At 68.0% G+C, this 17,852-nt stretch carries 12 protein-coding genes and 1 pseudogene; 6 read left to right on the top strand and 7 right to left on the bottom strand.

Annotated elements, in window-relative coordinates:
- Positions 1-125: 125 nt before the first annotated feature.
- The gene (gene msrB / locus V9G04_02600) at positions 126-539 is read left to right on the top strand and encodes a peptide-methionine (R)-S-oxide reductase MsrB (protein MEI2712195.1); all 414 of its coding nucleotides are present in this window, start codon (positions 126-128) and stop codon (positions 537-539) included.
- On the opposite strand, the gene V9G04_02595 is transcribed toward msrB, so the two are convergent.
- The 3 genes from V9G04_02595 to hemG form a co-directional block, all read right to left on the bottom strand.
- Positions 526-3,024: a M6 family metalloprotease domain-containing protein gene (locus V9G04_02595; GenBank protein MEI2712194.1), complete on the bottom strand. Its 2,499-nt coding sequence runs from the start codon at positions 3,022-3,024 to the stop codon at positions 526-528. The two genes, msrB and V9G04_02595, sit on opposite strands and share 14 nt — an antisense overlap.
- Before the next feature lie 114 nt (positions 3,025-3,138).
- Positions 3,139-3,834, bottom strand: a complete 696-nt coding sequence (gene hemQ, locus V9G04_02590; GenBank protein ID MEI2712193.1) for a hydrogen peroxide-dependent heme synthase — start codon at positions 3,832-3,834, stop codon at positions 3,139-3,141.
- A 24-nt stretch (positions 3,835-3,858) separates the two neighbouring features.
- Positions 3,859-5,217 (bottom strand): protoporphyrinogen oxidase, encoded by a 1,359-nt coding sequence (gene hemG, locus V9G04_02585; GenBank protein MEI2712192.1) that lies wholly within the window; start codon positions 5,215-5,217, stop codon positions 3,859-3,861.
- A gap of 521 nt (positions 5,218-5,738) precedes the next feature.
- Here hemG and V9G04_02580 point away from each other — a divergent pair.
- A complete protein-coding gene (locus V9G04_02580) occupies positions 5,739-6,632 on the top strand; it encodes a DUF4349 domain-containing protein (GenBank protein ID MEI2712191.1) in 894 nt (297 codons plus the stop codon).
- Here the strand turns inward: V9G04_02580 and hemE are convergent.
- The gene (gene hemE, locus V9G04_02575) at positions 6,547-7,587 is read right to left on the bottom strand and encodes a uroporphyrinogen decarboxylase (GenBank protein ID MEI2712190.1); all 1,041 of its coding nucleotides are present in this window, start codon (positions 7,585-7,587) and stop codon (positions 6,547-6,549) included. The two genes, V9G04_02580 and hemE, sit on opposite strands and share 86 nt — an antisense overlap.
- 70 nt (positions 7,588-7,657) lie before the next feature.
- On the opposite strand from hemE, the gene V9G04_02570 reads away from it, so the two are divergent.
- On the top strand, positions 7,658-8,287 hold the full coding sequence (locus V9G04_02570) for a DUF3000 domain-containing protein (protein MEI2712189.1): 630 nt from the start codon (positions 7,658-7,660) through the stop codon (positions 8,285-8,287).
- Positions 8,284-9,540: an HRDC domain-containing protein gene (locus V9G04_02565; GenBank protein ID MEI2712188.1), complete on the top strand. Its 1,257-nt coding sequence runs from the start codon at positions 8,284-8,286 to the stop codon at positions 9,538-9,540. Before V9G04_02570 ends, V9G04_02565 begins: the two co-directional genes overlap by 4 nt.
- On the opposite strand, the gene V9G04_02560 is transcribed toward V9G04_02565, so the two are convergent.
- The 3 genes and pseudogenes from V9G04_02560 to hrpA form a co-directional block, all read right to left on the bottom strand.
- Complete coding sequence (locus V9G04_02560) at positions 9,537-10,940, bottom strand: extracellular solute-binding protein (protein ID MEI2712187.1); 1,404 nt, start codon at positions 10,938-10,940, stop codon at positions 9,537-9,539. The two genes, V9G04_02565 and V9G04_02560, sit on opposite strands and share 4 nt — an antisense overlap.
- 195 nt (positions 10,941-11,135) lie before the next feature.
- Entirely contained in the window at positions 11,136-11,729 is a 594-nt protein-coding gene (locus V9G04_02555) for a hypothetical protein (protein ID MEI2712186.1), read from the bottom strand.
- Positions 11,726-15,566 (bottom strand): annotated as a pseudogene (hrpA, locus tag V9G04_02550) (ATP-dependent RNA helicase HrpA). Before hrpA ends, V9G04_02555 begins: the two are co-directional and overlap by 4 nt.
- An 84-nt stretch (positions 15,567-15,650) precedes the next feature.
- Here hrpA and V9G04_02545 point away from each other — a divergent pair.
- Entirely contained in the window at positions 15,651-16,361 is a 711-nt protein-coding gene (locus V9G04_02545; protein MEI2712185.1) for a response regulator transcription factor, read from the top strand.
- Positions 16,361-17,836, top strand: coding sequence for a HAMP domain-containing sensor histidine kinase (locus tag V9G04_02540; GenBank protein ID MEI2712184.1), 1,476 nt, complete (start codon positions 16,361-16,363; stop codon positions 17,834-17,836). Before V9G04_02545 ends, V9G04_02540 begins: the two co-directional genes overlap by 1 nt.
- The last annotated feature ends 16 nt before the right edge of the window (positions 17,837-17,852 follow it).

Below are 17,852 nucleotides of genomic sequence, written 5' to 3'. Positions count from 1 at the left end.
CCTCAACCACCGGGGGTGGGGCGGGCGTGGATTCGAGACGCGCCCTGCGGGCGCTCCTCAACCACCGGAGGTGGGGCGCTTCTCAACCACCGGGGGTGGCTTTCACCTCGACGTAGGCTGGCGACATGGCTTACACCGTGCAGAAGTCAGACGACGAGTGGCGTGCCGCCCTGTCGCCGGAGGAGTACGCGGTCTTGCGTCAGGCAGGCACTGAGAGGCCTTTCACCGGTGAATACACCGACACCGAGACGACCGGGATCTACGCCTGCAAGGCCTGCGGCAGCGAACTCTTCGAATCGGACACCAAGTTCCACTCCGGCTGCGGTTGGCCGTCCTTCTATCAGCCCATCACCGACACGGTGGAATACCTCGAAGACAACTCACACGGCATGAAGCGCGTCGAAGTGCGCTGCGCCAACTGCGGCTCACATCTGGGGCACGTCTTCCCCGATGGGTACGGCACGCCCACCGGGGATCGCTACTGCATCAACTCGATCTCATTGAGCCTGCAGGACAAACCCGCGATCAGCGGCGCTTGACCTTCCACCGATACTTCGCCGGGGTGGCGTCCTTGTTGCCCGCCGCGTCGATCGCCCAGACCCGAAGCACGTGCTTGCGGCCCGCCTTGACCTTCCCGCGCAGCGGTGAGGTACACGGCTTGACCCGACGCTTGTCGATCTTGCACACGAAGTGTGAGCCGGCCTCGGTTGAGGTGAACCGGAAGCGGAACTTGCGCTTGTAGGTGCGCTTCTTGGGCTTGCGCACGATCTTGGTGTCGGGCGCGGTCGTGTCGACCACCACGGTCGGGACCACTGTGGGCGCGATGGTCGGGGCGACCGTGGGCGTGATGGTCGGGGCGACCGTGGGCGTAATCGTGGGGACCACCGTAGGAATGACCGTCGGGGTGATCGTCGGGGTCGCGGTCGGCGCGAACGAGTGCGCGAGAGTCAGATTGCCGGTCGCGTCGTTGTAGCCACTGACCTGGATCGCGTACGTCGTGCCCGCGACCACGGACATCGACAGTCTGCTCGTCAGGATGCCGGCATCCAGGTTCTCGTCGTCGTTGCTCGCCCGCAGCATCAACGCATTCACCGCCGTGCCGGTGTACACGCCGAGGCCGGTGTCGTACGAACTGCCAGCCGTCGTCAGGGTCAGGGTGCCACTCGCGGGCGCGGTCCATCGGAACCACACCGAGGCCGACATCGAGGTGGTCGAGGTGGGCTCGCCCACCTCGACGGTGGCGTTGGTCGTGGTCTGGCTCTGGTTGCCCGAGGTCCCCGAAATCACCTTGGCGGCGGCGAAATTGTCGTTGGCCGGGCGTACGACCGGGACAACTGCGGGCGGCGTGACGTCGATCTGCATGGTGGCACCACACGTGGTCGAGTCCACATGCATCGCGACGTTCGTGGCGGTGCCGTTGTTCAGCTTCGTGTTGGGGTTGGTGGTGTTGTTGAGATCGCGGTTGTTGCTCGTGCCCGGGTAGGGATCACCCGCCGTGCCACGATTGCCCCCGAGTGCCAGTGCGTTGTCACCGTCGGCCTCCAGCACCTTGACCAGCGGATTCGTCTCGTCCCGGTTGGGCTTGTTGATCTCGACGCCTTCGTTGATCCGGTACGCCACCAGGCCACAGCCAGGCAGCGAGGCGTCGTACCCCGTCAGTTGACGGTTCTCCACCAGGAAGTATTGGCCCGTGCCGATCTGCTGGTGAAAGATCCAGTCGATCCCACCGGGGTTCGGCGACATCTGCACGATGCCTCCGGTCGGCACCGAGATGTTGTTGGTCGTGGCGGTAACCACCTGTGGTGACGCCCAGCCCTGATACATCCGCGACCACGCGTCGGGAAGAGTCGGCGATGTGCCCGCCTGCTGACCCGCGAGTCGGCCCCAGGAGCCACCGGCCATCAGGCTCCAGTTGCCGATCCCCTCAGACGAGCCGTCGGTGTCGTAGAGGTCTGGCCAGTTGATGTCGTGGCCGAACTCGTGGGCCATGATCCCGATGGTTGCCTTGTGGCCGGGATTGTCGGTGGAGCGGCAGTGCCATTCACCGAAGGTCGTATAGCCCAAGCCGCCCACGTTGACCGCGTCGACGTTGGGGACGGGCACGCCCGCCGAAGCCAGGTTCCACCGGTGTCCCCAGATGCTCGAACCACAGGTGCCGGTGGTGCCGGAGTACGAGGTTTCGTACCCGGCGCCGATCACGGTGATGTGGAGTTCGTCGGTGTCGAGCGAACCGTTGTTGTTGGTGTCGAACGACTTGAAGTTCACGTACGGGTTGGCCGCCTTGATGGCGTCGGCGACATAGGTCTCCTTGGCGGTGGTGTCGATGCCGGTGTTGGGGTGGGCGTACGGCAGGCTCAGCCAGCCCACGACACCGTTGTTGGCCGTGCCGAAGGTCTCAGCAGCGGGTGCCAGGGTGAACTGGTTCTTGCTGGCCTGCTTGTAGTACGAGCCGACGCTGTTGGCGGCGCCGAAATACTGCGCCGCCCAGTCGGCCTCGGTCGTGCCCACAGGAGCCCGGTCGGTGAAGCGCACCAAGATCACCAACTGGTTGTCTGTGCCGGTGCCGGCCTTCGGTGTCTGTGAGTCGTCCACGGCCCCCGCGGGAGCAGGCGCCAGACCGTGCGCGGCCTTGGGTGCCTTGCCCTGACCCGCGACCACGCTGGAGGCCACCAGGTCGCCGTCGGCGTCCAGGCCCTTGGCGTAGCGCCACACGCCGTCGTTGCCGCGGACGAGGGTGTTGCGCCCCTTGGCCGTCGCCACCCCCTGGGTGAGGGCGTCGCCGAAGTTGACCGCCCGGATCTGCGTCCCGTCCGGCTGGGTGATCGTGTAGGGCTCGGGGTTGACCGGGGCTCCACGGTATCGGGGGGTGTCACCAGACGGCTGCGAAGCCGGGGCATTCGACTCCACCGGCGCGCTGAGGGCCGATCCGGTCGCCGCCACGAGCGTGCTGGCCAGCAGAGCACCAGCGGCAAGGGCACCGGTAGCCGCCCGGCGGCGGTGCGTGGTCGAAGTCGCTCGCGACATGGGGGGTCACCTCACAGATTCGAGGTGCTCCGGCAGCACCCGCACTCGAATCCTCTCACCCGTTGGGGTGGGTGCACCCCTGCGTCCGAGAAACTGTCGCGTGCCGACAGGAGGTCAGGGCAGGCGCGCGATCAGGTCCGCGGGCTCGGCACGCGGTCCGGTGTAGAACGGGATCTCCTCACGCACGTGACGACGCGCCTCGGACCCGCGCAGATGGCGCATCAGGTCGACAATTCGGCCCAGGTCGTCGGCCTCGAAAGCCAGGATCCACTCGTAGTCACCAAGCGCGAACGACGAGACGGTGTTGGCGCGCACATCGGCGTACTCCCGGCCCATCTGGCCGTGCTCGACCAGCAGCGCACGGCGCTCGTCGTCAGGCAGGAGATACCAGTCGTACGAGCGTACGAACGGGTAGACGCAGACGTAGCCATGTGCGCGCTCATCGGCCATGAACGCGGGCACGTGGGACTTGTTGAACTCGGCCGGTCGGTGCAGGGCCACCTGGCTCCACACGGGGTCGAGGCGGCGACCGAAGGCGGTGCGCCGGAGCCGGTTGTAGGCCTCCTGGACCTGCTCGACCTCGGTGGCGTGCCACCAGAACATCACGTCCGCGTCACCGCGGAGTCCGGAGACGTCGTAGACACCGCGGGTGACCACGTCGTCGGCCGCGAGCTTGTCGAGCAGGTCGTCCACTTCGGCGGCCTCGGCCGCGCGGTCCGCGTCGCCCAGCAGGTCGCGCAGCCGGAAGACCGACCACATCGTGTAACGCTGGGTGTCGTTGATCTCCCGTGCCTTCTTGACCTTGCTCATGAGTCCATTGTCCCTGGTCGCGGTTCAGCCCCGGATCCGGGTCGCAGCCGCCTGCGCGGACGCGATCACCGCGGGGATGCCGACGCCGTCGTACGCCGCCCCGCAGATCGCCAGGCCGGGCACCTGGGCGACGGACTCGCGGATGCGCGCGACCCGGTCGAGATGACCCAGCGCATACTGCGGCAACCCACCGCCCCAGCGCTGGACATGGACCTCCACGGGCTCGGCGGAGAGCGTGAGGAGGTCGGCGAGATCTGCGCGCGAGCGGCGTACGAGTTCCTCGTCGGGGTGCTGCAGCGACGCCTCCTCTCGGTGGCGGCCCAGGGACGTACGCAGGAATCGCAGGTCTCCACCCGCGGCTCGGACCCAGTCCCACTTGGCGAAGGACAGCGTGCTGGCCTTGATGTCACGCTCCTCGATCGGCGGGACCAGGACGCCGCTGATCTCATCCAGACCGTCTGGCAGGTCGTCGGCACGGAACGCGAAGGTCACGACCGCGACGGACGCTGACTCGAAGGTGACGAGTTCCGCGGACGCGGCGGGTGCCAGGTCGCCGAGCAGCCGAGCCGCGGCAGACGCCGGGGCGGCCACGATGACCGCATCGGCGGTCAGGGTCTCCTCGGCGTTGGTCGCGCCCAACGTGAGCGTGAAACCGTGGCCGGACCGGGTGAGTCGGCGTACGACCGCGCGGGTGCGCACCGCGATCCGCGGGTCGGCCGCGAGTGCCTCGGGGAAGCGGCCCATCCCGCCGTCGATCGCGGCGAAGACCGGCGAGTGTTCGGCGGCATAACTGCCCGTGATGTGCTGCGACTGAGCCAGGATCGACCCCTTCGAGGCCAGCGAAGCCAGTTGCGGCAGCGCGGCGTGACAAGAGATCTCGCGAGCGTGGCCGGCGTACACGCCTCCGAGCAGTGGCTCCACGAGCCGGTCGACGACCTCGGGGCCGAAGCGTTCGGCGACAAGGTCACCGATCGTGCGGTCGTCGTCGAACTGGCTCGGCGGCAGGTCCTTCTCGGCCAGCGCCGTGGCCAGACCCTCGGGCGAGAGCGTGTGACTGCGGGCCAGGTCGTCGCCGTCGAGGGGTACGCCCATCAGGCTGCGCGGGAGCGGCCTGAGTGCGCCGCGCGCCCAGATCCGCGACGTGGCGGTCGTCGGGTGGACGATGGCGAGACCGAGGGTTCGGGCCAGCTCGACACCCTCCGGTCGCCGGTTGAGCATCGCCTCGGCACCGACGTCGACCCGGACTCCGGCGATCGTCTCGGAGCGCAGTTTGCCGCCCACCCGGTCGCTGCTTTCGAGCACCAGCACCTCGTGATCGTCGGCCAGCGCGTGTGCGGCGGCGAGACCGGCGATCCCCCCTCCGACGATCGCGACACGAGCCATGGCTCCACTGTCGCACCGGGCGGCGCGGCGATCGCAGGCGGGGTTGGCGCGCGGTGTGGTTTCGAGACGGGCTCCGCCCTCCTCAACCACCGGCGGGCCACCTCGGTGGTTGAGGAGCGAACGAAGGGCGTGGTTTCGAGACGGGCTCCGCCCTCCTCAACCACCGGCGGGCCACCTCGGTGGTTGAGGAGCGAACGAAGTGAGCGTCTCGAAACCACCGGCGGGCCGTCTCGGTGGTCGAGGAGCGAACGACGGGCATGGTTTCGAGACGGGCTCCGCCCTCCTCAACCACCGGCGGACCACCTCCGTGGTCGAGGAGCGAACGAAGTGAGCGTCTCGAAACCACCGGCGGACCACCTCGGTGGTCGAGGAGCGAACGAAGTGAGCGTCTCGAAACCACCGGCGGGCCACCTCCGTGGTCGAGGAGCGAACGACGGACATGGTTTCGAGACGGGCTCCGCCCTCCTCAACCACCGGTGGGCGCTGGCCCCACGGAACGGATCGCGGGCACGCTACGTCGCATGGCCATGAACCGACTTCGTACCGTGCTGGCCGCCGCCCTCCTGGCCCTGCTCTTCCTCACCGGATGTTCGGGCTCGGGGAACCCGATGTCGAGCGCCGACGAGGCGGGGGGCGACAGTCTGCAAGCCGACGCTCCGCCCGCCGAGCGTGAGTCGAAACCGACTGAGCGGGCCATCATCCGTACGGGCTCGGTGCGACTGCGCAGCGACGACGTCGCAGCCACACGCGACGATGCGGCCGACGTGATCGCCAAGTTCGGCGGCACGATCGGGTCCGAGGACGCCTACACCGACGAGGACGGCGACGTCACGGACGCGACGCTCACGGTGCGGGTGCCAGAGGAGAGTTTCGTCGAGGCGATCTCCGCACTGAAGGCTGTCGGGGAACTGGTCTCGGTCTCGTCGAGCGCCGAGGACGTGACCACCCAGGTGATCGACAACGACGTACGCGTGCGCGCCCAGCGCCGCAGCATCCGCCGGATCGAGGTCCTGCTGGATCGAGCCGAATCAATGCAAGACGTGATCCGCATCGAGGAGGAACTCACCAAGCGGCAGACCGAGTTGGACTCGCTGGCCCAGCAGCAGGCGTACCTGAAGGATCAGACCGCGATGTCGACGATCGAACTGTCGATCTCGCGGACTGCGGACGCACCCGACGACCGAGACGGGTTCCTGGGCGGGCTGGAGTCGGGTTGGTCGGCGCTGGTGGCGTTCGGCGGTGGCCTGTTGACGCTGACGGGCTGGCTGCTGCCGTGGCTGCTGGTCCTGACGGTGCTGTTGCTGACTCCCGTGCTGCTGTTGCGCCGTGTTACCCGGCGTAGGTCTGCACGAATCGGGTCAACTCCTCCAACTGCCCCGGATCCGTCGACGGAATCACCCCGTGACCAAGGTTGAAGATGTGACCGGGCGCGGCCCGGCCCGCCTCGATGATCTCGGCGGCGCGTGCGGTCATCACCTCGGTGGGAGCGAAGACCAGTGTCGGGTCGAGGTTGCCCTGGACCGCGCGGCCACCAACCCTGGGGATGGCGTCGGCCAGTGGCGTACGCCAGTCGACGCCGACCACGTCGGCGCCCGCCTCACCCATCAGCGACAACAGGTTCGAAGTACCGACACCGAAGTGGATGCGCGGCACACCGAGGTCGCCCGCTGAGGAGAGCACGGCGGCCGAATGCGGCATCACGTGCTCGCGATAGTCCGCCGGGGTCAGCGCGCCTGCCCAGGAGTCGAACAGTTGCACCGCTGAGGCGCCGGCCTCGACCTGAACTCGCAGGTAGGTCGCGGCCATCGCCCCGATCTTTCGCATAAGTGCGTCCCACACCTCGGGCGCGCCGAACATCATCGCCTTGGTCTTGGCGTGCTCCTTGGAGGGTCCACCTTCCACCAGGTAGGACGCGACGGTGAAGGGCGCGCCCGCGAAGCCGATCAGCGGAGTGCCGCCCAACTGCGCAACCAGTCGCTGCACCGCTTCGGTGATGAAGGGGACGTGCTCGGCAGTCAGGTCGGGGATCGCGGCGACGTCGTCGAGCGTACGCACCGGGTTGGCCACCACTGGCCCGATGCCGGCCTTGATATCGAGGTCCACCCCCACGGCTTTGAGCGGAAGCACGATGTCGGAGAAAAAGATCGCCGCGTCGACGCCGTAGCGGCGCACCGGCTGCATGGTGATCTCCACGACCAGATCGGGCGTCATGCACGATTCGAGCATCCCGACGCCTTCGCGGACGGCCAGATATTCGGGCAGTGAACGACCCGCCTGGCGCATATACCAGACCGGCGTACGGTCGGGACGCTCGCCGCGGGCGGCCTTGAGGAAGGGGCTGTCGGAAAGTCTCGAATCAGCGGTGCTCACCGGTCGATCTTGGCAGGTCAGACGGCGTGGCGGGCTATCGGGCCCGGGAGCGGCGACTTACGGTGGGCACATGGTCGCCGGGCAGGAGGCGCACCGCCGCGCTGCGCGGATGGTGCCGGACGAGTTCGCAGACGCCGTCGAGGCGATGCGCGCCACTGCCCTGCGCTCGGAGATCCTGTGCGAGGAGATGCCCGCACCGCAGCGGATCGCGCCGTACGCGTTCGCGCTGTCCGCCGACGTGACGATCGACGGGATCGACGTCGCCACCGGTCGCCTGATCCTGCTGCACGATCCGGCGGGCAACGACGCGTGGGACGGCGTCTTCCGCTTCGTCTCGTATGCCCGCGCCGACCTCGAGTTGGAGATGGTCACCGATCCGCTGCTCGGCCAGGTCGGTTGGACCTGGCTCGAAGAGGCCCTGGACAGCCACGGCGCTCAGGCGGACAACGCCTCGGGCACGATCACTCGGGTGATCACGGAGAGCTACGGCACCATGGCCGACGACCCCGGGAGCGGCCAGATCGAGGTGCGCGCCTCCTGGACTCCCTCCCTGGTGGGAACACGAGACGCCGCGGCACACGTACGCGCTTGGGCGGAGCTGTTGTGTCAGGCCGCCGGGATGCAACCTGTGCCCGAGGGCGTCGCCACGATGCCGAGCCGACGTGGTCAGCGAGGGTCGGGCAGGTCCGACCTGCGATGACCGACGAAAGCCTCGATCCCCTCGACGAGGAGGCGCCACCGCAGTTGCCCTGGCTGTCGTTGCGTGACGGCCTGCCCGGTGTGATCGAGAGCGACCAGGCGCTGGGCGCGTACGCCGAACTGCTCGCCGCAGGCACCGGCCCGGTGGCGATCGATGCCGAACGTGCCTCCGGCTACCGATATTCGCAGCGGGCCTATCTGGTGCAACTGCGTCGAGACGGCGCAGGCACCGCGCTGATCGACCCCACTGCCGTGTCCTCGATGGCGCCGATCTCCCACGCCCTCGACGGCACCGAGTGGATCCTGCATGCCGCCACGCAGGACCTGGCCTGCCTGGCGGAGATCGACCTGCACCCGACGGCGCTCTTCGACACCGAGTTGGCCGGGCGGCTGCTCGGCAAACCTCGCGTGGGCCTGGCGACGCTGGTCGAGGAGGTGCTGGGACAGCGATTGCGCAAGGAGCACTCCGCGGCCGACTGGTCGACGCGCCCGCTGCCGGACTCCTGGTTGGAGTACGCCGCCCTGGACGTCGAGGTCCTGATCGAGTTGCGAGCCGCCCTGATCGAAGAACTTGCGGTTGCGGACAAGACCGAGTGGGCTCGGCAGGAGTTCGAGTCGCTGCTGGGTTTCACCCCGGCCGTACGCGTGGAGCCGTGGCGACGCACATCGGGCGCCCACCGGGTGCACGGACGGCGCGCGCTGGCTGCCGTACGTGCGATGTGGGAGGCCCGAGACCAGATCGCGCGCGACAAGGACGTCGCTCCTGGTCGCCTGTTGCCCGACGCGGCGATCGTGGTCGCCGCGGGAGCGATGCCGCGCGAGCGCCGCGAACTGTTGGGCCTCAAGGGATTCCACGGGCGCGGCGCGGGGCGCTATGCACGCGAGTGGCTCCAGGCCCTCGAGATCGCACGCGAAATGCCGGAGGCCCAGTTGCCCGGGCGACCCCCGCGCGGCGACGGCCCACCGCAGGCGCGGTTGTGGGCCGACCGGGATCCGGTGGCGGCGCGTCGGCTCAGCGCCGCCCGTACGTCGGTGCAAGCCCTCGCCGAAGCGCTGCACGTCCCGGTGGAGAACCTCCTGACCCCCGACACGATGCGCCGCCTGCTCTGGGCGCCCCCCTCCGCCCGCGCTCCGGAGGAACTCGAGGCGGCGGTCGGCCAGCAGTTGCGCGCCATGGGCGCCCGGGAGTGGCAGATCGGGCTCACCACCGAGCCGCTGTGTGCGGCGATCCGCGAGGCGGACGAACCCGACTAACGGCTCGTGGGAGATCCTGTCGGGCTTCCCGTCGAGTCGGGCGCGAGCAGGCTCACGGACTCCTCGTCGATCTGCGAGGTGATGTCGAGGATGCCGTCGCGGTCCAAGACGGTGCGCTGCACAAGTTGGTGCAGTCCGGGTGCGGTCGCGGCATCGAGCTCAGGCCAGACGTCGATCATCGGCGGCACATAGATGTTGGGCACAGCCTGGATGAAGGCTCGGCTGTTGCGGGGCGCACGCCCCTCCTGAAGAAACACGTCGCTGGTGCCGACCGTCAGGTTCGCCGGCACCATGAAACCTTCGCGCGCGACCAGGCCCACGGCGTCGGAACCGATGGCGTAGGTCAAGAAGTCGGCGGCGAGGCCCGGGGTCGGCGAATCCGCGCTGATGCACAGCCCGCTGATGTCACCGATGGTGCTCTGGCGATCGAGGTTGGGCATCGGCATCACGTCCCACTCCAGGCCCTGCACCCGGCGCAAACTGGGGACGGAGTCTCGAAATCCCGCCACCATCGCCACCTTGCCGCGTTTGAACCACTGCATCGGCGTGCCACGGTCGAGTTGGGTCTGGCTCAGGTTGAGCGAACCGTCGCGCAGCAGCGTCAGGGTGCGCTCGAGTGCGTCGACCGAGCCGTCGTCTGACAATGCCAACGACGAAGGAGTGGCGGCGTCGTCGAAGAGCGAGCCACCACCGCTGAGCACGAACGGTGCGAGTCCGCGCAGGTTCGGCTCGATCGCCAGGCCCTTGATCTGCTTGCGCGGTTTGGTGCCGAACTTCGCAGCCGCCATGAACTGGTCGAAGGACCACGAACGTGGCGGCCGGCCCTCGTCGTCCAACTTCGGGGCCGCCAGCCCCTGCGCGCGCATGGTCTCGAAGTCGATCAAGTCGGTGTTGTAGAAGATCACCATCGGGGAGATGCTGAACGGCATGCACTGCAGTGCCTCGTTGGCGCTGAACGCACGCAGCGCGTCGCGCGCGTAGTCGTCGCCGAAGTCGACGCCGCGGGCGTCCAGCAGTTGATCGACCGGTCGCACCTTCTTGTCCTCGACCAGCGCGGCCAGGTCCTGGCGCGAGACGAGGAAGACATCGGGCACGTGCCCGCGGTCGATGTCACGGACCGCCTGCTCGCTGTCTTGCCAGCGCCGGATGCGTACGGTCGACGTATCGGAGACTGCGTTGAATCGGCGCACCATCGCCTGGAAGCCAACCGTCTCCTCGGTCGAGCCGAACACACCGAAGGTGAGGTCGGCCACCTGGACCGGCCGAGTCGTGGTCGGAGTGGACTTCGTCGGTTCAGGGTCGGTCTTCTCGGTGCAACCCGCCAGTCCCAACAGCATCAGCGCCGCGACACAGGCGCAAATGTGGCGAAGCCTCCTCGGCGTAGGCATCCACGACGTCACGCGCGAACACTACCGACCCGGCAAATGGGCATGTCGGCGCGTGTGGACCGGATGTGGTGAGCAGTACGCCGGACCGGGAGCGCCTCACGGCGCGTGGCCGCTCGTGGCGGCTGATTTTGGGACCCGGGGCTGCCTCAGCCCGGCGTACTGCCCGAACATGGTAGACCCGCGTGGTCGCGAAAACACGCGCGCGCCTCAGGCCAGGCGCCCGGCCAACTCTTCATGACCGGCACGCTCCAGGTGCTCGGCCAGGGCGAGCATGCGTACGACCTGGTCAGCGGGCTGGTCTGCGCCGGCTGCGCGGCCAGCAGCGACCACCCTCGCGAAAGCTCCCGCTCGGAGGAGTACGTCGGCGAACTCGCCCTCGCAGATGCCTCGCAACGCGTCGTCGATCATGGCGCGGACCTCGTCGGGACCGGGTGGATCGGCCACACCCGCGAGGACCTCGGCGACGTCGTGCCGACCACGCCCTGCCTCGAATTCGCGAGCGGCCTGGACGGGGGCTGCGTGCACCCAGGTGCGCAGCACATAGAGCCGCCACAGCACGCCGGCCAGGGATTCCGGCGGCGCGCCTCGCCAGAGTTCTGCGAGCGTCTCCAAACCCTCGTTGTCCGCGAGATGAAGGACGCGTTGGGCCAGTGCGGGGTCGTCGGTGTCGCGTGCACCGCGTACGAGCAGCGTCGCGGTGCGATCAGCGGCCTCGCGCAACTGCTCCGCCCCGACACCGCCGTCGCGCGCCTCGAAGAAGGCCGCGCCCGGGGTGAAGGGGCGATGATGCTCGCGCGTCATCTGGCCAGCGTACGTCGGATCCGCTGATCGCTGACCTTGCCTTTGGTGCCGAGTTGCTGGGCGAACAGCGACACCCGCAGTTCCTCGATCATCCAGCGTGCCTCACGCAGTCGGTCGGGGTGGGCCCGTCCTGGTGGCAGCGCCTCGACTTCGTGGAGGTAGGCGTCCTGCACGTCGCGCACCTGATCCATCATGGTCCGGTCCCGCAGCGGGTCCTGATCCACCTTCGATCTACGCAGCCGGATCGCTTCGAGGTAGCGCGGATACTCGCGCAGCCTCTGGGCGCCCGCCTCTGCCAGGAAGCCGTCGTGCACCAGTCGGGCGAGTTGTGCCTGGAGGTCGGTCATCGCGGGCAGGGTCGCGAGTTCGGCTCGGCCCGAGAGGGACTTCTCGGTCTCGCGCCAGCCGGTGAGGGTGCGGAACAGGTCGAATCGCGCGGTGGGCAGGTCGGCGGTGAGCTGCTGCGCGGCGAGCCGTTCCAGGTCGTCGTACGCCTTCTTGGTGCGCGGCAGGGGCCGCGCGTCGACGACGTCGGTGAGGATGCCGAGGACGAGGTCGTCGAGCAGGGCGCTGACGGAGGCGTACGGCGAGCCGGCCAGCGTCAGCTTGTCGCGATTGTCGAGCCCTTCGTCGGGCTTCACCTGGGGACGCAAGGCAAGGTGCAGCAGGCGGCGTACGCCCTCTCGGTGCGATGCGTCGGCCTCCTCGGAGCTTCCCGCACACCTTGAGACCTACGCTGCGACCTTCGTCGCTCAGCGCGGGGAAGCCCAGCACCTCGTGCCCGGCACGACGACTGGTCAAGGTGTCGGCGAGATCACCGAAGGTCCAGGTGGTCTGGTGACGCGCCGCACGGTCACCGACCTCGTCGACCAGCGCCCTCATGGCGGCCTCGAACTCGGGCTGCAGCGGGGCCTTCAGGGCGTCCAGGTCCTTGCCCCTGGCCGCGGGCCGGCCCCTCTCGTCGACGACCTGGAAGGTCGGTTGGAGGTGCGGTGCCACCTTGGTCCAGTCCCACGCCTCGCGCGGCACCTGGACGCCCGTCGTGCCACGCAGATACCGCTCCAGCGCAACTAGGAGAGGCTCCTGCCCGGCGGGAACGTGGCTGAGGAACGCCTGTGCGGTGTTCGGGGCCGGAACGAAGCTGACCCGCAAGTGCTTGGGCAGCGAGCGGAGCAGGCTGGTCACGAGTTCTTCCCTCAGCCCCGGGACCAGCCAGGAGAAGTCCGCAGCATCGACCTGGTTGAGGGTCGCGACGGGGACGTCGATCGTGAGTCCGTCGTCGACCGCGCCCGGCGCGAAGTGATAGCTGATCTTGAAGGTGAGGCCCGAATCCTGCTCGGGGTGCGAGGACGCCGGGTTGCTATCGGAACGCCAGACGCCGGGGAAGTCGAGCTCGCGTACGCCTGCCCCGTCGTGGGTGAGCATGTCGGGGTCGAAGGTCAACAGGTCCTTGTGTTGGGACTTCCACCAGGTGTCGAAATGCGCCCCGCTGACGACCTCCGGGCCGATCCGCTGGTCGTAGAAGTCGAACAGGGTGTGCTCGTCGACGACGATGTCGCGGCGCCGGGCTCGGTGCTCGAGTTCCTCGGCCTCGGTGAGCATCCTGCGGTTGGTGTGGAAGAAGTGGTGACGGGTCTGCCACTCGCCGTATACCAGCGCGTGCCGGATGAAGATCTCTCGCGCGAGTTCCTGGTCGACCCTGCCGTAGTTGATCAACCGGTCGGCCACGATCGGGACGCCATAAAGCGTCACCTTCTCGTGCGCCATCACCGCCGCCCGCTTCTTGGACCAGTGCGGCTCGGAGTAGGAACGCTGCACCAGGTGAGCGCCGATGCGTTCGGCCCATTCGGCCTTGACGGAGGCGTTCTGACGCGCCCAGAGCCTCCCCGTCTCGACGAGTTCCCCCGCCATCAAGAAGTCGGGGTTTTGGCCCTTCAGCGCGCTGCCGGGGAAGATCGCGAACCGCGAACCACGAGCGCCCTGGTATTCGCGCGGTCCGGGACGTTTGTCCTTGGAATGCGTCTTGCGCTCACGCTCTTCGAGCGCCCCGATGTGGGACAGGAGCCCCGCTAGGAGGGACTGGTGGATGTTGTCCGCGTCCGGCGGGACAGTCTCCGGCGTCCGGCGTGACGGGGTGTGAGGTTTGCCGAGATCTACGCCCATCTCGCGGGCAACCTGGCGCAGTTGCGACTCGAACTCCTGCCATTCGCGCACGCGAAGATAGTTGAGGAACTCGCGCTTGCACATCCGCCTGAACGCACTGGATGACAGGTCCTGTTGCTGGGTCGACACGTAGCGCCAGAGGTTCAGCCAGGTCAGGAAGTCGCTGGACCGGTCGGTGAAGCGGGCGTGTTGTTGGTCGGCCTGGGGGCGTTGCTCCTCCGGGCGCTCACGCGGGTCCTGCAGGGACAGCGCTGCCGCGATCACGATGACGTCGCGCACGCAACCGCGGCGTTCGGCCTCCAGGATCATCCGGGCGAGCCGGGGATCGATCGGGAGCCGCGCCAGCCGCTGGCCGATCCGGGTGAGGCGCGGTCGTTCCCCTGTCTTGCGGGTTTCGAGTGCGCGCAATTCCTCCAACAGTTGCATGCCGGCGGTGATGTGGCGCCGGTCCGGCGGGTCGAGGAACGGGAAGTTGGCCAGATCCCCGAGACGCAGGGATGTCATCTGCAAGATCACCGACGCGAGATTGGTCCGCAGGATCTCGGGGTCGGTGAACCGCGGTCGACTTTCGAAGTCCTCGTCGGAATAGAGCCTGATCGCGATGCCGTCCGCCACGCGTCCGCACCGACCAGAACGCTGGTTGGCCGACGCCTGGCTGATCGGTTCGATCGGGAGTCGCTGCACCTTCGTACGGGCGGAGAACCGGCTGATCCGCGCCACCCCTGTGTCCACGACATACCGGATGCCGGGGACCGTCAGCGAGGTCTCCGCCACGTTGGTGGCGAGCACGACCCGGCGTACTGAATCCGGGTGACTGGTGAAGACGCGGTGCTGCTCCGCGGCCGAGAGGCGGCCATAGAGCGGCGTGATCTCCAAGGTCTTGCCGGGACGCTTGTCCTGAGTGAGGTCGGCCAGCGCATCGGCGGTGTCTCGGATCTCTCGCTCCCCGGGCAGGAAGACCAGGATGTCGCCGGGGCCTTCTTTGCCGAGTTCGGTCACGGCCTCGCGGATCGCTTCGGTCTGATCGCGTACGACGACCTCACCGTCCTCGTCGTCCTGGTCGACCTCCATCAGCGGCCGGTAGCGAATCTCCACCGGGAACGTCCGGCCCGACACCTCGATGATCGGTGCCGGCTTCCCCTGCCGGTCCTTGAAGTGCTCGGCGAACCGCTCCGGGTCGATCGTCGCGCTGGTGATGATGATCTTGAGGTCGGGCCGCTTGGGCAGCAGCCGTTTCACGTAGCCGAGCAGGAAGTCGATGTTGAGCGAACGCTCGTGCGCCTCGTCGATGATGAGAGTGTCGTACGCCTTGAGCAGTCGATCACGTTGGAGTTCGGCAAGCAGGATGCCGTCCGTCATCACTTTGATGCGGGTGCCCTTGCTCGTCCGGTCGGTGAATCGCACCTGGTAGCCGACGGCGTCTCCCAGCTGGGTCTGGAGTTCCTCGGCGATCCTTTCGGCGACCGAGCGAGCGGCGATCCGGCGCGGCTGCGTGTGGCCGATCTTGCGTGCGCCCTGGCCACGACCGAGCGCGAGGCAGATCTTGGGCAGTTGGGTGGTCTTGCCGGACCCTGTCTCGCCCGCGACGATCACGACCTGGTGGTCGCGAATGGCCTGGGCGATGTCGTCCTTGCGGGCCGAGACGGGCAGATTGGCGGGGTAGGTGATCTTCACGGCAGGACCATTGTGGTCGACCACACCGGATCGGCAACACTCGACTCACAGCAGTCACACAGGTTGAGCCGCCACGATTGGGATATGGAACTCACCCGCGCCGATGGTTCGCCCGTACGAGTGCTCGTCGTCGACGACGAGGTCAACCTCGCCGAATTGCTGACGATGGCGTTGAAGTACGAGGGCTGGGAGGTGCGGATGGCGCACACCGGGTCGAAGGCCGTGTCGACGGCGAAGGAGTTCAGGCCCGACGCGGTCGTCCTCGACTGGATGCTCCCCGACTTCGACGGGTTGGAGGTCCTCAAGCGGATGCGCGCGGCCGACGCCGATGTTCCCGTGCTCTTCCTGACAGCACGTGACTCCGTCGAAGATCGTGTCGCGGGCCTGACCGCAGGTGGCGACGACTACGTCACCAAGCCGTTCTCGCTCGAGGAAGTGGTGGCCCGGCTCCGGGGGCTGATGCGCCGGGCCGGTGCTCAGGCTGCTGCGAGTTCGAGCCTGCTGCAAGTAGGCGATCTGTCGCTGGACGAGGACAGCCACGAAGTCCGCCGGGCGGGTGATCAGATCAATCTGACGGCCACCGAGTTCGAACTGTTGCGCTATCTGATGCGCAACCCCAAGCGGGTGCTCAGCAAGACGCAGATCCTGGACCGAGTCTGGAACTACGACTTCGGTGGCCAGGCCAACGTGGTCGAACTCTATGTCTCCTACCTGCGCAAGAAGGTCGATGCTGGTCGGGAGCCGATGATCCACACCATGCGGGGCGCGGGCTATGTATTGAAGCCGGCGGACTGATGCCCAAGATCAGGCCCAGGTCGCTCACCACGCGACTGATCGCGATCACGGTCCTCCTGGTCACCGTGACCACACTGCTGATCGGCATCGCGACCGCGCTCGCGATGCGCGAACACCTGAGCCGCCAACTCGACTCGGAGGTGCGCGACACACTGTCGCGCACCTTGGGCGACGCCGGAGGACGCGGCCACCCGGACGGGGGTACTGACGGGGGTACCGACGGGGGCCGGGACGACTTCGGACCGGGCCAGCAGATCGGCGCCCTCCGCGCGATCTACCCCGAATCCGGGACCCCCCAAGGGCAGGTCCTGTCCGAGAAGGACGGGCCAGGCTGGACCGCCTCGACGGCGCTCACGCAAGAGCAACTGTCCGCGCTGCGCGGCGCCCTCGACGACAGCACACCCGACGATGACGACCTGCACACGGTGCGCGTGCCAGGGCTGGGCAACTACCGCGTCGTGGGCGAGGAACTCAGCGACGGAATCCTCGTAGCCGGCCTGCCGATGCGGCGCGTCAACGAGACACTCGGCAACCTCATTCGTCTCGAACTGCTCGCCGGACTGATCGGCGTCGCGGGCGCCGGGGTGCTCGGCCTGTTGGTCGTACGACGCCAACTTGCGCCACTGCGCGAAGTCGCGGGCACCGCGCACCGCGTCGCCCAACAGCCTCTCTCCACCGGCGAGATCGAGTTGCACGACCGTGTCCCTGCCCGACTCACCGATCCCCATACCGAGATCGGTCAGGTCGGCGCCGCACTCAACAGTCTGCTCGACCACGTCGAGCAATCCCTCAGCGAGAGACACCGTTCGGAACAGCAGGTCCGCCAGTTCGTCGCCGACGCCTCGCACGAGCTTCGTACGCCGTTGGCCACGATCAAGGGGTACGCCGAACTCGCGCGCCGCCGGCCCGACGATGCCCAGGCCGCACAGACCGCGCTCGAGCGCGTCGAAACCGCGTCCGGGCGCATGAGCAGTCTCGTGGAGGACCTGCTGTTGTTGGCTCGCCTCGATTCGGGCCGGCCGTTGGAGTCCGCGCCCGTCGACTTGTCACTCCTGGCCCTCGAAGGCGTGGCGGACGCACGCGTACTCGCACCCGGTCACCGGTGGCAACTCGATCTGCCCGACGAGAGCGTCGAGGTCACCGGCGACGCATTGCGGTTGCATCAGGTGCTGAGCAACCTGCTGACCAACGCCCGGCGCTACACACCGCCCGGCACCACCGTGACGGTACGAGTGCGGGCGGGTGAGTTCTCCGTGCACGACGACGGACCGGGCTTCGAGGAGGGGCTCGCGGAACACGCATTCGAGAGGTTCGTACGAGGTGACGAGTCCCGCTCCCGGCCAGACGACGAGGCTGCCAGCGGCGCCGGGCTCGGATTGTCACTGGTCGACGCCATCACCCGAGCCCACGGTGGCGACGTCACCCTCCACAGCAGCCCGGGAAACACCACAATCCGGGTGACGTTCCCCCACTGACGGGGCACGCTTGACA

It is taken from the genome of Nocardioides sp. (genome assembly GCA_037045645.1).
Classification (GTDB): Bacteria; Actinomycetota; Actinomycetes; order Propionibacteriales; family Nocardioidaceae; genus Nocardioides.
The sequence above is the reverse complement of the archived record's forward strand: the minus strand, read 5'-3'. Positions and strand labels throughout refer to the sequence as shown.